Source organism: Mycobacterium lacus, assembly GCF_010731535.1.
GTDB classification, from domain to species: domain Bacteria; phylum Actinomycetota; class Actinomycetes; order Mycobacteriales; family Mycobacteriaceae; genus Mycobacterium; species Mycobacterium lacus.
Genome location: NZ_AP022581.1, coordinates 2,813,412 through 2,827,839 on the forward strand (window position 1 = coordinate 2,813,412; position 14,428 = coordinate 2,827,839).

13 protein-coding genes are annotated in these 14,428 nt (G+C 65.7%); 6 read left to right on the forward strand and 7 right to left on the reverse strand.

What is annotated here, in order from left to right; all coding sequences use genetic code 11:
• The first annotated feature begins 61 nt into the window (after window positions 1-61).
• The 4 genes from sthA to G6N24_RS12940 all read left to right on the forward strand — a co-directional run bounded on the left by sthA (window position 62) and on the right by G6N24_RS12940 (window position 4,425).
• Window positions 62-1,468 (forward strand): Si-specific NAD(P)(+) transhydrogenase, encoded by a 1,407-nt coding sequence (gene sthA / locus G6N24_RS12925; RefSeq protein ID WP_139822260.1) that lies wholly within the window; start codon window positions 62-64, stop codon window positions 1,466-1,468.
• Window positions 1,469-1,658: 190 nt separating this feature from the next.
• Window positions 1,659-2,636 (forward strand): proteasome assembly chaperone family protein, encoded by a 978-nt coding sequence (locus G6N24_RS12930; RefSeq protein WP_085158307.1) that lies wholly within the window; start codon window positions 1,659-1,661, stop codon window positions 2,634-2,636.
• Between the two features lie 43 nt (window positions 2,637-2,679).
• Complete coding sequence (locus tag G6N24_RS12935; RefSeq protein ID WP_085158305.1) at window positions 2,680-3,705, forward strand: alpha/beta fold hydrolase; 1,026 nt, start codon at window positions 2,680-2,682, stop codon at window positions 3,703-3,705.
• A gap of 33 nt (window positions 3,706-3,738) precedes the next feature.
• Window positions 3,739-4,425 carry a PhzF family phenazine biosynthesis protein gene (locus tag G6N24_RS12940; RefSeq protein ID WP_085158303.1) on the forward strand — a complete coding sequence of 229 codons (687 nt, stop codon included), beginning with the start codon at window positions 3,739-3,741 and terminating at the stop codon, window positions 4,423-4,425.
• A gap of 8 nt (window positions 4,426-4,433) precedes the next feature.
• Here G6N24_RS12940 and G6N24_RS12945 read toward each other — a convergent pair whose 3' ends face one another.
• From G6N24_RS12945 to G6N24_RS12955, 3 genes are all read right to left on the reverse strand, one after another.
• Window positions 4,434-4,928, reverse strand: coding sequence for a peroxynitrite isomerase (locus G6N24_RS12945; protein WP_085158301.1), 495 nt, complete (start codon window positions 4,926-4,928; stop codon window positions 4,434-4,436).
• Between the two features lie 111 nt (window positions 4,929-5,039).
• Entirely contained in the window at window positions 5,040-5,504 is a 465-nt protein-coding gene (nrdR, locus tag G6N24_RS12950; RefSeq protein WP_085158299.1) for a transcriptional regulator NrdR, read from the reverse strand.
• A gap of 163 nt (window positions 5,505-5,667) precedes the next feature.
• Window positions 5,668-6,165 (reverse strand): LysM peptidoglycan-binding domain-containing protein, encoded by a 498-nt coding sequence (locus G6N24_RS12955; RefSeq protein ID WP_372514534.1) that lies wholly within the window; start codon window positions 6,163-6,165, stop codon window positions 5,668-5,670.
• A 211-nt stretch (window positions 6,166-6,376) separates the two neighbouring features.
• On the opposite strand from G6N24_RS12955, the gene lexA reads away from it, so the two are divergent.
• Window positions 6,377-7,096: a transcriptional repressor LexA gene (lexA, locus tag G6N24_RS12960; protein ID WP_085158295.1), complete on the forward strand. Its 720-nt coding sequence runs from the start codon at window positions 6,377-6,379 to the stop codon at window positions 7,094-7,096.
• 10 nt (window positions 7,097-7,106) lie between these two features.
• Here lexA and G6N24_RS12965 read toward each other — a convergent pair whose 3' ends face one another.
• Window positions 7,107-9,281, reverse strand: a complete 2,175-nt coding sequence (locus G6N24_RS12965; protein WP_179963426.1) for an LGFP repeat-containing protein — start codon at window positions 9,279-9,281, stop codon at window positions 7,107-7,109.
• A gap of 320 nt (window positions 9,282-9,601) precedes the next feature.
• Here G6N24_RS12965 and G6N24_RS12970 point away from each other — a divergent pair, with 320 nt between their 5' ends.
• The gene (locus G6N24_RS12970) at window positions 9,602-10,810 is read left to right on the forward strand and encodes a TerC/Alx family metal homeostasis membrane protein (RefSeq protein ID WP_085158293.1); all 1,209 of its coding nucleotides are present in this window, start codon (window positions 9,602-9,604) and stop codon (window positions 10,808-10,810) included.
• A gap of 7 nt (window positions 10,811-10,817) precedes the next feature.
• Here the strand turns inward: G6N24_RS12970 and G6N24_RS12975 are convergent, their stop codons facing one another.
• The 3 genes from G6N24_RS12975 to dapF all read right to left on the reverse strand — a co-directional run bounded on the left by G6N24_RS12975 (window position 10,818) and on the right by dapF (window position 14,427).
• A complete protein-coding gene (locus tag G6N24_RS12975; protein WP_085158291.1) occupies window positions 10,818-11,978 on the reverse strand; it encodes an acyl-CoA dehydrogenase family protein in 1,161 nt (386 codons plus the stop codon).
• Window positions 11,979-12,086: 108 nt separating this feature from the next.
• Window positions 12,087-13,514 carry a GTPase HflX gene (gene hflX, locus G6N24_RS12980; RefSeq protein WP_085158289.1) on the reverse strand — a complete coding sequence of 476 codons (1,428 nt, stop codon included), beginning with the start codon at window positions 13,512-13,514 and terminating at the stop codon, window positions 12,087-12,089.
• A 46-nt stretch (window positions 13,515-13,560) separates the two neighbouring features.
• Window positions 13,561-14,427 (reverse strand): diaminopimelate epimerase, encoded by an 867-nt coding sequence (gene dapF, locus G6N24_RS12985; RefSeq protein ID WP_085158287.1) that lies wholly within the window; start codon window positions 14,425-14,427, stop codon window positions 13,561-13,563.
• Window position 14,428 lies beyond the last annotated feature (1 nt).

Below are 14,428 nucleotides of genomic sequence, written 5' to 3' on the forward strand. Positions count from 1 at the left end.
GAGGCAGGCATCTGTGGAGAAAGTCACGACTGTGGGCTCTATCGTCTATCTCATGGGTTCGATGCAGGAGTACGACATTGTCGTCATCGGCTCGGGGCCAGGCGGCCAGAAGGCCGCCATCGCCGCAGCCAAGTTGGGCAAGACGGTTGCGATCATTGAACGCGGCCGAATGCTCGGCGGGGTGTGCGTGAATACGGGCACGATCCCGTCCAAGACGTTGCGCGAGGCGGTGCTTTACCTCACCGGCATGAACCAGCGCGAGCTCTACGGCGCGAGCTACCGCGTGAAAGACCGGATCACCCCGGCCGACCTACTGAGACGAACCCAACACGTGATCGGCAAGGAAGTCGACGTGGTGCGCAACCAGTTGATGCGCAACCGAGTCGACCTGTTGGTGGGGCACGGCCGGTTCGTTGACCCGCACACCATCGTCATCGAAGACCCGGGCCGCAGGGAGATGACCACCGTCACCGGCGATTACATCGTCATCGCCACCGGCACCCGGCCGGCGCGCCCGTCTGGAGTCGAGTTCGACGAGCAACGCGTGCTGGACTCCGACGGCATCCTCGATCTCAGGTCGCTCCCGTCCTCGATGGTCGTGGTCGGTGCCGGAGTGATCGGCATTGAGTACGCCTCCATGTTCGCCGCGCTGGGCACCAAGGTGACCGTCGTGGAAAAGCGCGAAAACATGCTGGACTTCTGCGACCCTGAGGTGGTCGAAGCGCTGAAATTCCACCTGCGCGACTTGGCGGTCACCTTCCGGTTCGGCGAGGAAGTGACCGCGGTCGACGTCGGCTCTGCGGGCACCGTCACCACCCTGGCCAGCGGCAAGCAGATTCCCGCCGAGACTGTGATGTACTCCGCGGGACGCCAAGGGCAGACTGATCACCTCGACCTACACAACGCCGGGCTGCAGGTCGAAGGCCGCGGACGGATCTGGGTCGATGAGCAGTTCAAGACCAAGGTGGACCACATCTATGCCGTCGGCGACGTCATCGGCTTCCCCGCCCTGGCCGCGACCTCGATGGAGCAGGGCCGGCTGGCCGCCTACCACGCCTTCGGCGAACCCACCGACGGTATCACCGAGCTGCAACCCATCGGGATCTACTCGATTCCCGAGATCTCCTATGTGGGGGCCACCGAGGTGGAGTTGACCAAGGACTCAATCCCATACGAGGTTGGGGTGGCCCGGTATCGCGAACTCGCGCGGGGGCAGATCGCCGGCGACTCCTACGGCATGCTCAAGCTGCTGGTTTCCACCGAGGATCGCAAGCTGCTCGGGGTGCACATATTCGGCACCAGCGCCACCGAGATGGTGCACATCGGGCAGGCCGTGATGGGGTGCGGAGGCACCGTCGACTACCTGGTCGACGCGGTGTTCAACTATCCGACGTTCTCCGAGGCCTACAAGGTCGCCGCGCTGGACGTGACGAACAAGATGCGGGCGCTCAGTCAGTTCCGCCGCTGACCCGTCGCGCGACGATGCGGACCGGAACGGTCCGAGGTGGGGGATCCCCATGCGACGAGCGGCCTGTCAGCAAATGCCGCCGCACTTCTTCGCAACGACGCGCCAGTTGCTGTTCAATTATTGGTCCCCGTCGATTTGAGGGACACTGGTTGGGAAGCCCAGGAGCGACCCTCGAGAGGAGGCAAAACCCATGGCTCACGATCAGGACCCCGAAGAGGGACAGTACTACCAGCCAGGCCAACCCGGCATGTACGAGCTCGAGTTCCCGGCGCCTCAGTTGGTGACCTCCGATGGCCGCGGTCCGGTATTAGTGCACGCTTTGGAGGGCTTCTCCGACGCGGGGCACGCGATCCGGCTGGCAGCCGCGCACCTCAAGGCTGCCCTGGACACAGAGCTCGTCGCGTCCTTTGCGATCGACGAGCTGCTGGACTATCGATCGCGGCGCCCGCTGATGACCTTCAAGACCGACCACTTCACCCACTACGAGGATCCCGAGCTCAGCTTGTACGCGCTGCGCGACAGCGTCGGCACGCCGTTTCTGCTGCTGGCCGGCATGGAACCGGATCTGAAGTGGGAACGCTTCATCACGGCGGTGCGACTGCTGGCCGAGCGTCTGGGGGTACGGCAAACCATCGGCCTGGGTACCGTCCCGATGGCGGTTCCACACACCCGGCCGATCACGATGACTGCACACTCCAACAACCGAGAACTGATCGCCGACTTCCAGCCATGGATCTCCGAGATCCAGGTTCCTGGTAGCGCTTCCAACCTGCTGGAATACCGAATGGCCCAAAACGGTCACGAGGTCGTCGGGTTCACCGTGCACGTCCCGCACTACCTCACTCAAACCGACTACCCCGCCGCCGCCCAGGCGCTGCTTGAGCAAGTGGCAAAGACCGGATCGCTGCAGCTGCCGCTCGCGGCGCTGGCCGAAGCGGCAGCGGACATCCGGGCCAAGATCGACGAGCAGGTCCAGGCGAGCGCCGAGGTCGCTCAAGTGGTGGCCGCGCTCGAGCGTCAGTACGATGCGTTCATCGACGCTCAGGCGAACAGGTCGTTACTAGCACGCGACGAAGACCTGCCTAGCGGCGACGAGCTTGGGGCCGAGTTCGAGCGATTCCTAGCTCAGCAGGCAGAGAAGAAGTTTGACGACGACGAACCGGCTTAACCCTCTCGAACGCCCCATTCAGCCCGACAACGAGGTTGGCGAGATGACCGAGCGGAAGCGCAATCTTCGCCCGGTGCGGGAAGTGACTGCGCCCTCATTACAGTTCCGCACCATTCACGGTTACCAGCGGGCGTTCCGCATCGCGGGTGACGGGCCGGCAATTCTCCTGATCCATGGCATCGGTGACAATTCGACCACCTGGAATGACATTCACGCCAAGCTCGCACAGCGGTTCACGGTCATCGCCCCGGATCTGCTGGGCCACGGGAAGTCCGACAAGCCGCGCGCCGACTATTCGGTCGCGGCGTACGCCAACGGAATGCGCGACCTGCTTAGCGTGCTCGATATCGAGCGGGTGACCGTTATCGGACATTCGCTTGGCGGTGGGGTGGCGATGCAATTCGCCTACCAATTCCCGCAGCTGGTCGAGCGGCTGGTTCTGGTCGCTGCCGGCGGCGTCACCAAGGATGTCAACGTCGTCCTGAGACTGGCCTCGTTGCCGATGGGCAGCGAGGCCCTGGCCTTGCTGCGGTTACCCCTGGTGCTGCCTGCCGTTCAGCTGGTCGGGCGGGTGGTAGGCGTGGTGCTCGGATCGACCGGCCTGGGACGCGACCTGCCGAATGTGCTGCGGATCCTGGATGACCTACCGGAACCGACGGCCTCCTCGGCGTTCAGCCGCACCTTGCGGGCTGTGGTCGATTGGCGCGGGCAGATCGTCACCATGCTGGACCGATGTTATTTGACGCAGGCCATCCCGGTGCAGATCATTTGGGGCACGCGGGATGTGGTGGTACCGGTGCGCCACGCCCACATGGCGCACGCCGCCATGCCGGGCTCCCAGCTGGAGATCTTCGAGGGCTCAGGCCATTTCCCGTTCCACGACGACCCAGCCCGATTCATCGACGTCGTCCAGCGCTTCATCGACACCACCCAGCCCGCCGAATACGACCAGGTCGCGCTTCGCGAGTTGCTCCGCACGGGCAGCGGCGAACGTACGGTGTCGGGCCCGGCCGACACTCGCGTCGCCGTGCTGAACGCCATGGGCGCCGACGAACGCAGCGCCACCTGATCATCTGGCCGCACCGCGTCGTACAGTCAGGCCATGGGAATCGACGTCACGGTGTTGCGGGTTTTCACAGACTCGGACGGGAACTTCGGGAATCCGCTTGGCGTGGTCGATGCCAGCAAGGTTGAACCACGGGATCGGCAGCACCTGGCGGCCCAATTGGGCTTCAGCGAAACGGTATTCGTTGACCTTCCCCACCCCGGCTCGACCACCGCACACGCTGCGATCTACACTCCGCGAACCGAGGTCCCGTTCGCCGGCCACCCAACCGTAGGGGCGTCCTGGTGGCTGCGCGAGAGCGGCATGCCGATCAACACGCTGCAGGTGCCGGCCGGCATCGTGCAGGTGAGCTATGAAGGCGACCTCACCGCGATTAGAGCACGCGCAGAGTGGGCACCTGAGTTGGCCATCCACGACCTCGATTCACTCGACGATCTTGCGGCCGCCGACCCCGCCGATTTTCCCGACGACATCGCGCACTACCTGTGGACGTGGACCGACCGGGCGGCCGGATCATTGCGTGCCCGAATGTTTGCCGACAACCTGGGCGTCCCGGAAGACGAAGCCACCGGTTCCGCGGCCGTACGGATGACCGACTACCTCAGCCGCGACCTCGTCATCATCCAGGGCAAGGGATCGATAATCGAAACCACCTGGAGCCCCGAGGGCTGGGTTCGGGTTGCCGGCCGGGTCGTCAACGACGGTGTCACACACGTTGACTGACGCGGAGGTCAGTGCTGTCGGTGCAACGTGGCCGCGAGGTGATCCTGCAAGGGTTGCCCGACCGCGCCCATCCGCAACGCGTACGAAAGGTCGTCGCCCGCCACGCGTACGGAACGGCCAAGTGCAGTTACCTCTTTGGCGGTCGGCGTCAATCCGATGGCCCCGATCGGACTCGTGGATAACTCGATCTCGACGAGGTCACCGGTCACCGAATAGGTGCCCACCTCGATTTCGGTGATGCCGCTCGGATGCGCCAGAACCAGTTCAACGTGACCTGGTCTCGGCACGCGGAGATACCCCGTCTCGGCGTGCAACGGCTTCCCGTCGGCGACCGCCCTGGTCTTTTGCGCGTAGGCCAGAAATGGCTTGCCCACGTGGGAGAACAGGACTTCCTCGAAGTACTCGAACGGCTCGATCGTCGGATACTTGCCCGCGCCACGGCCGGCCCAACTACCAAGCAGGGGCGCCAACTCCTCGAGGTCGGGGTGCAGGTCGGCAGGCATGAAGCCAGCCTAGCGCCGCGACGATGCGGGCCGCGGAACGCGGCGTGCGGCGGGGTACCACCCGCGTGCGGGCAAGAGCGGGCCAATCCAACCGAGCCCCGCGACGATCCGTCAACTCGGAGTCGATACCTTGCGGTGCGCGCGAAGCGCCTCGATTTCGCGCTCGAAGTCGTCCGCCGACGAGAAGGACCGGTACACCGACGCGAAGCGCAGGTATGCGACCTCGTCGAGTTCGCGCAACGGCCCGAGGATCGCCAGGCCAACTTCGTGACTTGGGACCTCCGGCGACCCGGCGGCGCGCACCGTGTCCTCCACCTGCTGGGCCAGAAGGTTCAACGCGTCGTCGTCCACTTGACGGCCCTGACAGGCCCGACGAACGCCACTGATGACTTTGTCCCGGCTGAAGGGTTCTGTGACACCGCTGCGCTTGACCACAGCAAGGACCGCGGTTTCTACGGTGGTGAACCGTCGTCCACACTCAGGACACGACCGGCGGCGCCGAATGGCCTGGCCCTCGTCGGTTTCCCGCGAGTCGATCACCCGGGAGTCGGGATGCCGGCAGAACGGACAGTGCATGGCCGCTCCTTCGCCGTGCTGATATCCAGGTACCGCAGACCACTCCGAGAGTACCTGTGCGCTCGCCCGCACGGCCAATGCGGCCGCCATCCATACGAGCTCTATGCCCCGATTACCGAGGAGCCTTGGCGTAGAGCCGTTTTCGCGCTCCATCGTGATTCTCTCAGCCGACCGGCACGATCAGGGTCTGGCCCGCGCTTAGCGTCGTCGAGTCCAAGGCGTTGAGTTCACGGATACGGTCAGCGACCCGGCGCACCGGCGCGTCGGGCGCGACCCGCGCGGCCACGTCCCGCAGGGACTCGCCGTCTTCAACCCGCACCACCGCGAGCCTGTCGGGTACTCGAGCCGCCGCATCGGCGGGGTCGCCGTTGATCATGCCCCCGAAATGGCCTACCAAGCCGAGCCAGAGCGTGATCACCCCGGCGAGCAGGGCCAGCCCCACCGTCGTCGTCAGCGTGACGGGACGAGTGCGATGGGGCGCGGTCGAGAACGCGACACCCGTTCGGTGGTAGCGCAGCGGTGCCCCCGCTGGCCTCGACGGGCCGGGCCTCCGCGACGGCGCCAACGCAACCCGGCCGGGCCGAGGTTGCGCGACGAACGGCCCGTGGACCGGGCCACGCACACCACGCGTACGCGACGGGCCTGCCTGGCTGAGCATCATCTTGTTCCTCCGGTCGACGGGTTCTCGCTCGTATGTTCGACACTAGTCGCTCGTGTGTTCGATATCGAACATTTGAGCGGAGCGTGTCGCGCGAACAAAACGCTAGAGCATCCCGCCGACAGGTTTCGTCGGCGCCGGTCAGCCGGCGCCCGCGACACACTTGTCGAACACATGTTTGATTATTTGCGCCGCTGCGGCTACATTCAGTGCCATGAGCGACAACACCGACACCTCGACCCGGCGTAAGAGATCTGAAGCAGACGCCGCCGATGGCCGCTTGATGCCCGTGGATTCGACGCTGACGGAGCGACAGCGCACCATCCTGAACGTCATCCGCGCTTCGGTCACCGGCCGCGGATACCCGCCGAGCATCCGGGAAATCTGCGACGCCGTGGGTCTAACGTCGACGTCCTCGGTTGCTCACCAGCTCCGCACCCTGGAGCGCAAGGGCTACCTGCGCCGTGACCCCAACCGCCCACGGGCGGTCGACGTGCGCGGTGCCGACGACGCGACACCGCCGCCCAGCACCGAAGTCGCGGGCTCGGATGCCTTGCCGGAGCCCACCTTTGTCCCGGTCCTCGGACGCATCGCGGCAGGCGGTCCGATCCTTGCCGAGGAGGCCGTCGAAGACGTCTTCCCGTTGCCCCGCGAGTTGGTCGGCGAGGGCACCCTGTTCCTGCTCAAGGTGGTCGGTGACTCGATGATCGAAGCCGCCATCTGTGACGGCGACTGGGTGGTGGTGCGGCAACAGAACGTCGCCGACAACGGCGACATTGTCGCGGCCATGATCGACGGCGAGGCCACCGTGAAAACCTTCAAGCGAGCGCGCGGTCAGGTCTGGCTGATGCCGCACAACCCGGCGTTCGATCCCATACCCGGCAACGACGCGACGGTGCTGGGCAAGGTCGTCACGGTGATTCGCAAAATATAGGGCCGGGCGTTCAGTCGGCCTTGATGAAGCCGTTGGCCTGTGCGACTTCTTCGCTGGCGAACCAGATTTCGGCGAGCGTGTCGTGATACAGGGCGCTGCTGGGGCTGTAATACAAACCGAAGCGCGCGCTCGCCTTGATGGGGTAACCCTCGGGCGCCTGGTACGGGTCGTCCAGCGGCAGATGGATCGTGGGACGCGCGGCCGGAGCGGGCGCGACCCCGGCCGGTGGCGCGCTCGGCATTTCCGCGGCCGCCGCGGCGACCGCCTCAAAAGCATCTGCCCCGGGCTCCGCGGCGGCGTGGCGCCCGGTTCTCACCTCGGGTTCGGGGACAGCGGTCTCCGGGAATCCCATCTCCGAAGCCCGGGCCTTGGCACCCGCGATGTCCGGACCAACGTCGTCCGGAAACACCTCGTCTGCGGCCACGACTTCCGGAACGACAGGCTCGGGAATGACGGTCTCGGCTACCGCTGCGTCCGGAAAGCCGGCACTGCGCAGGTCGGCATCCGTCACGACGGGGGTGGGCGTGGTGTCCACCGCGTCGGCATCCTGCTCTTCGAACGCGAAGCCCTCGTCGGATCGGGGCGCGACGTCGCCGCCGTACGCTCGGCCGGTCGGGACATGCTCCGTCTGGCCGGCACCAGCCGCGGCGCCTCGTGGCCAGCTGACCCGCGACACGGAGCCGGCATGCAGCCCATAGTCGTCCGGCGGATGCTGGTCGCCCGGGTAGTAGTGCTCGAGGCCGAGATCGGCGTCCTCATGCGGCCAGTGCCCGTCAGCCGCGGCGCTCTCGTAGGCCGCGTCCTCCTCGTAGTCATGCTCGTAGGCGGTGGTGTCAGGGGCGGTACGGCGCCGACGCCACCCGATCGCCACCAATGCGAACATGACGATCAGTAGCAGCACCGGGATGACACCCATCAAGTACCACCAGTGCCAGGTGAACGCCTTGGCGTGCGGCGGCGACGCGGAAGTGCTGGGCTGGTTTTGCCCTGACACTTGTAGACCGGACAGCAACGGTGCCAGGTTCGCCGGGTCGGTGGTGAACGTGTTCGTCGCGCGGTTCCAGGAGATCTTTCCGCCGGTGAATTTTTGCGACACGACGTCGCCATCCACGGTCTGGTCGCCGACCGGCGCGCCGAGTTTGCCGGTGGGGCCCTTGAGCTTGTCCCACGCGGCCTTCATGGCTCCGCGCACGACGACCGCGCCGTGGTCAGACGTCCAGAAGATCACCGGCTTGTCCGCCGCAGAGAACGTCACGATCCGGCTCTGCCCGACGCCGCCGTCCGACTCGTTGGCGACGGGGAAACCCAGGTCGCTGCTCACCGGCCCACCCAGCGACTCGTACTTCGCCAGGATGTCGCTCTCGACGGCATTCGCACCGGTGGCCGGGCTGAAAAAGATCTTGCCGCCGACGAAGTCCTGGGCAATTCCGTCGCCGCCGATGGGGTACTGACCGCCCTTCTTGGCGCCCAGCGGACCGGTGGCGCCGCCTGCCGCGCGCCAGGCCATGTTGATGGCCGCAGGGGGGTCCATCACGAACTGCAGCCCTTGTAGTTGCTCGCCCAGCACTGCAGGGATCGTGGTGAACTCCTTGGTTTTCCGGTTCCAGGAGAGCTCACCGCCGCTGAACTTCTGGGAAGTTACGTCGCCGTCGTAGGTTTCGTCCCCGACCGGTGCACCCAGAACGCCGCCCGAGCTGCCAAGCTTGTCCCACGCCGCGTTGAGCGCGCCGCGCACAACGAATGCGCCGTGGTCGGGAGTCCAGAAAATCACCGGGGTGTCGCTGGCCGAAAACGTGCTCACGCGACTGTCGGGTCCCGCAAGGCCGGGCACTTCGTTGATGGTCGGGAATCCCAGATCGCTGCCGACCGGACCGCCTAGCTGTTCGTATTTGGCCAGGACCGGCCCGTACATGAACCTGGCACCGCTAGCCGTCGTGTAGAAAAACTTGCCACCCGCAAAGTCGCAGGCGAACCCGTCGCCAACGGGGTAGACATCACCGGTGCGGGCGCCGAGCGGTGAACTGTCGCCACCGGCCTTCTCCCACGCGGCCATGATGGCATCCTCGGCGTCGCCTATCGGCGAAGCCACTGCGACAGGTGTCAGCACGGCGGCCAACGCCATGCCCGCCAAGCCGACCAGCGCCCGTGCGACCAGCCTGCCCAATTGACCTCTCTGCCTGTTCACCAAGCCTCCCAGCCGACGGAGACGCCCCTATCTGCGGTCATGCCCGTGCGCTGCCCACCCCACGGGCCGGTGGCACCCCCACCGTGGGCCGCCCGGGGCTCGCATAACTTTGCTCCAGCGAATGACAATTGCGAAGTCAATTCGAAAATCTTACGAAAACGGATACCCAGCCGATGTCGAAATGATGCCGGAACGCGCCGGTGCTGCGAATAACCGGGCTGCGCCCGCCGCATGGTTTCCGCTACCGTCCCGGAAAGTGGGGGTATCACCCGCTTGCGCTGGACAGGCCGACCGATGCGGCGAGAGGAAACACAGCTGACATGGGTGTTTCCGGACTTGCCTGGGCCCTCACCATCGCCGTGATCGTCGGCCTGATGGTGTTCGACTACGTCTTCCAAGTGCGCGCGACACATGTCCCGACGTTACGTCAGGCCGTCGTCTGGTCGGCAACCTATGTCGGGATCGCGATCCTATTCGGCATCGCGGTGGTGGTCTTCGGCAGCCCGGCCATGGGTATTGAGTGTTTCGCCGGCTACCTGAGCAACGAAGCCTTGTCCGTCGACAACTTGTTCGTTTTCTTGGTCATCATCAGCGGTTTTGGGGTGCCCAGGGTGGCCCAGCAGAAGGTGCTGTTGTTCGGTATCGCGTTCGCGCTCGTCGCGCGCACCGTACTCATCCTGGTCGGTGCCGTGCTCATCGAGAACTTCGATTGGGCGTTCTACGTGTTCGGTCTGAGCCTGTTGTTGCTGGCGGGCAACCTCGCCAAACCCGCAGAGCCAGAAGGCCGCAACCCCGATCCGGTTGACAGGCGGTTTGTCGTCCGGCTGGCCAACCGGTTCTTGCGCACCTCGCGGGACTACGACGCCGACCGATTGTTCACGGTGGAGAACGGAAAACGGGTGATGACACCGGTGTTTCTGGCCATGATCGCCGTGGGCGGCAGTGACGTCCTGTTCGCGTTCGATTCGGTCCCGGCGCTGTTCGGCCTGACCGCGAACGTCTACCTGGTGTTTGCGGCCACCGCGTTCTCATTGCTGGGCCTCCGCCAGTTGTACTTCTTGATCGACAATCTGCTGGATCGGCTGGTCTATCTGTCCTACGGGCTGGCGGCCATTCTTGGCTTCATAGGCATCAAGCTGATCCTAGACGCGTTGCGCAACAACAATATTCCGTTCATCAACCACGGTCGGACGGTCACCGCCGTGAAAGTGAGCACAGCGACGTCGCTGGCGGTGATCGTCGTCATCCTGCTGATTACGACCGCGGTATCGGTGCTCTCGGCGCGTGGACGCGCGCAGAATTCCATAGCCCGGGCCCGCCGGCATGCCACCGAATACCTCGACCCGCACTATGAGGCGAATCCCATCGAACGCGAGAAGATCTTCACCACACTTCTCGCCGAGGAACGCCAAATCCGCGCGCTCCCAACCAAATACCGCACGAATATCCGAAACGAAGCCGAGCTGATGGAGTTGCTGCGAAGGGCGCACCAGGAGCACGACGGACAGAACCAGGGCTCGACGCCCTGAGCCGAGCTCAGACGCCCAGGCTGCGGCCGATGATCTCCTTCATGATCTCGGTGGTACCGCCGTAGATCGTCTGTACCCGTGCATCGAGATAGGAACGGGCAACTGAGTATTCACGCATGTATCCGTAACCGCCGTGCAACTGCAGGCAGCGGTCGATCAGGTGTACCTGCTTCTCGGTGGAATACCACTTGGCCATAGCGGCCTGTTCGGCCGTCAGCTTGCCCTCGAGGTGCAGCTTGACGAACTCGTCGACCATGATGCGCACCAGGGTGGCCTCGGTGGCCAGCTCGGCCAACACGAACCTGCTGTTTTGGAAGCTGCCGATCGGCTTTCCAAAAGCCATGCGCTCCTTGGTGTACTGCAGCGTCCGCTCCAGCACATCTTCCATCGCGGCGGCCGCCATGACGGCGATCGAGATCCGTTCCTGCGGCAGGTTCTGCATCAGGTAGATAAACCCCATACCCTCCTGCCCGAGGAGGTTCTCGGCCGGAACGCGCACGTCGGTGAAGGACAGCTCGGCGGTGTCTTGCGCGTCCAGCCCGATCTTGTCCAGATGGCGGCCGCGTTCGAAACCCTCCATGCCGCGTTCGACAACCAGCAAACTGAACCCTTGCGCACCTTTTTCGGGGTCCGTCTGCGCCACCACGATCACCAGGTCGGAGTTGATCCCGTTGGTGATGAATGTCTTTGACCCGTTTAATACGTAGTGATCGCCCTGTTTGACCGCGCGGGTCTTGATGCCCTGCAAGTCGCTACCGGTTCCCGGCTCGGTCATCGCGATCGCAGTGATCAGCTCGCCGGTGCAGAACTTGGGTAGCCAGCGCTGCTTCTGCTCTTCGGTCGCCAGCGCCAGCAGGTACGGCGCCACGATGTCGTTGTGCAAGCCGAACCCGATGCCGCTGTAGCGCCCGGCGGTGGTTTCCTCGGTGATGACGGTGTTGTAACGGAAATCGGGGTTACCGCCGCCGCCGTATTCCTCGGGCACCGCCATTCCCAGGAAACCCTGTTTGCCGGCCTCGAGCCACACCCCGCGGTCGACGATCTTGGCCTTCTCCCACTCGTCGTGATGCGGCGCGACGTGGCGGTCGAGGAAACCCCGGTAGGACTCGCGGAACAGTTCGTGTTCGGGTTCGAAAAGAGTGCGCTGGTACTTGATGGCACTGCCCATGCGTGCGGCCTCCGGTTATCGGATGAAAGCGGAACTCTGCCGCCCAACATACCTACCAGACGGTTGGTCGGCAGCCGGTGGCGTTCGTGGATGACGGCGGGCGGCGCGCTACGGCGCCGAGAACTCCCGCAGGCTGGCGGCCAGGCCCAGCGGAACGCGGGCCCTGATCCGGGTGCCCTCCGAGTTGTGCTCGGCGTGCTGCACCCGCCCGTCGGCGTGCACGCGGGCCACCAAGTCTCCCCGGTGGTACGGGATCATCACGTCCACCGCGGTATCGTCGGCGACGGCAAGCTCGGCCATCCGTCGCCGTAACGCGTCGATACCGTCGCCGGTGCGGGCCGAGACGAACACCGCGTCGGGCAGCTCGTGGCGCAGCCTGGCCAGCATCAGGTCGCTTGCGATGTCGACCTTGTTCACCACCAAAAGCTCGGGCGGCTGATCACCGTTATGGTCGGCGATGACCTCGGAGACCACTTGACGGACCGCGCTGATCTGGGCAAATGGATTGACGTCGGAGCCGTCGACCACGTGCACCAGCAGATCGGCGTGGACGACCTCCTCCAACGTGGAGCGGAACGCCTCGACCAACTGCGTGGGCAGGTGCCGCACAAAGCCGACAGTGTCGGTGAGCACGAACGGCCGGCCGTCCTCGAACTGCGCGCGGCGGGTGGTGGGTTCCAGGGTGGCGAACAACGCGTCCTGGACCAGCACCCCGGCCCCGGTCAGCGCATTGAGCACGCTGGACTTGCCCGCGTTGGTGTAGCCGACGATGGCGATCGACGGCATCTCGCTGTGCAGCCGGCGGCTGCGCTGGGTGTCGCGGACCTGTTTCATGGCCCTGATCTCGCGCCGCAGCTTGGCCATCCGCTCGCGGATGCGCCGCCGGTCGGTCTCGATCTTGGTTTCACCGGGACCGCGCAGCCCGACGCCTCCGCCGCTGCCGCCGGCGCGCCCCCCAGCCTGTCGCGACATCGACTCACCCCAGCCGCGCAGCCGCGGCAGCATGTACTCCATCTGGGCGAGCGACACCTGGGCCTTGCCCTCCCGGCTGGTGGCATGCTGGGCGAAGATGTCGAGGATGAGCGCTGTGCGGTCGATCACTTTGACCTTGACGGCCTTCTCCAGCGCGGTCAGCTGAGCCGGGGACAGCTCGCCGTCACAGATGACGGTGTCGGCGCCGGTCGCCACGACCACCTCACGAAGCTCGGCAGCCTTGCCCGAACCGATGTAGGTCGACGGGTCGGGCTTGTCGCGACGCTGGATGAGCCCTTCGAGCACCTGCGAGCCGGCGGTTTCGGCCAGCGCCGCCAGCTCGGCCATGCTCGCCTGGTTGTCGGCCGCGCTGCCCTCGGTCCACACGCCGACCAGCACCACCCGCTCCAGGCGCAGCTGGCGGTACTCGACCTCGGTGATGTCGGCGAGCTCGGTCGACAACCCGGCGACGCGGCGCAGGGCCGAGCGGTCATCGAGGGCGAGTTCGCCGGTGCTGGGCTCAGAAGCCGGCTGAGCGGGGTTGGGAAATTCGGGATGTGTCATCGGCAATTAGCAATAGTGCACGCTCAATCCGTATCGTGCATCGGAATTAACGCCGTTGCGCGCGCCACCATTCCTCGCTTACCTCCCCGCGGGCGACCAGCACCGACGGTCCGCGCAGGAAGCTGGTGGAGTCGGTGACGGTGACCAGCACGTCACCGCCGGGCACGCGGACGGTGAGCGCGCCGGTGTCGGCATCGGCCAGCGCGGCGACTGCCGCCGCGACCGTTCCGGTGCCGCACGATCGGGTTTCGCCCACCCCGCGTTCGTGGACCCGCATGCGGACCACCCCGCCCACCGGGGCGGTGATCACTTCGACGTTGACGCCATCGGGGAACTGCGCGCGGTCGAAGCTCACCGGCGCGGCGACATCCAGGGCCGCCAGCTCGTCGCCGCTCAACCCCGGATCAACGCACGCCAGATGCGGATTGCCCACGTCCACCGCCACGCCGCGGAAGCGCCGACCGCCCACAACGGCCTCCCCCACGCCCACCCGGTTGGCCTTGCCCATGTCGACGGTGACGTCGGCATCGGTGGGGTCGGCTCGGTGCAGGGTGACCAGTCGAGGGCCGGCCAACGACCCGACGACGAACTCGTCGCGGGTCTCCAAGCCGGTGGCGCGCAGGTAGTGCGCGAACACCCGCACGCCGTTGCCGCACATCTGCGCGGTCGAGCCGTCGGCGTTGCGGTAGTCCATGTACCAGTCGTCCGCGCCGACACCGTCGGGCAGGCGATCGAGCACACCGGCCGTCGCGGCGGCACCCGCGGTGGTGACCCGCAACACCCCGTCGGCACCCAGCCCCCGGCGCCGGTCGCACAGCGCGGCCACCTGGGAAGTCGACAGCGTCACCCGGGCATCTATGTCGGGCAGCAGCACGAAGTCGTTCTCGGTGCCGTGGCCCTTGGCGAAGATCACG

Bases quoted from the DNA above. Each gene is read 5' to 3' on its own strand.
- sthA (WP_139822260.1), top strand. From the start codon at position 62: ATGCAGGAGTACGACATTGTCGTCATCGGCTCGGGGCCAGGCGGCCAG.
- G6N24_RS12930 (WP_085158307.1), top strand. From the start codon at position 1,659: ATGGCTCACGATCAGGACCCCGAAGAGGGACAGTACTACCAGCCAGGC.
- G6N24_RS12935 (WP_085158305.1), top strand. From the start codon at position 2,680: ATGACCGAGCGGAAGCGCAATCTTCGCCCGGTGCGGGAAGTGACTGCG.
- G6N24_RS12940 (WP_085158303.1), top strand. From the start codon at position 3,739: ATGGGAATCGACGTCACGGTGTTGCGGGTTTTCACAGACTCGGACGGG.
- G6N24_RS12945 (WP_085158301.1), bottom strand. From the start codon at position 4,928: ATGCCTGCCGACCTGCACCCCGACCTCGAGGAGTTGGCGCCCCTGCTT.
- nrdR (WP_085158299.1), bottom strand. From the start codon at position 5,504: ATGCACTGTCCGTTCTGCCGGCATCCCGACTCCCGGGTGATCGACTCG.
- G6N24_RS12955 (WP_372514534.1), bottom strand. From the start codon at position 6,165: ATGATGCTCAGCCAGGCAGGCCCGTCGCGTACGCGTGGTGTGCGTGGC.
- lexA (WP_085158295.1), top strand. From the start codon at position 6,377: ATGAGCGACAACACCGACACCTCGACCCGGCGTAAGAGATCTGAAGCA.
- G6N24_RS12970 (WP_085158293.1), top strand. From the start codon at position 9,602: ATGGGTGTTTCCGGACTTGCCTGGGCCCTCACCATCGCCGTGATCGTC.
- G6N24_RS12975 (WP_085158291.1), bottom strand. From the start codon at position 11,978: ATGGGCAGTGCCATCAAGTACCAGCGCACTCTTTTCGAACCCGAACAC.
- hflX (WP_085158289.1), bottom strand. From the start codon at position 13,514: ATGACACATCCCGAATTTCCCAACCCCGCTCAGCCGGCTTCTGAGCCC.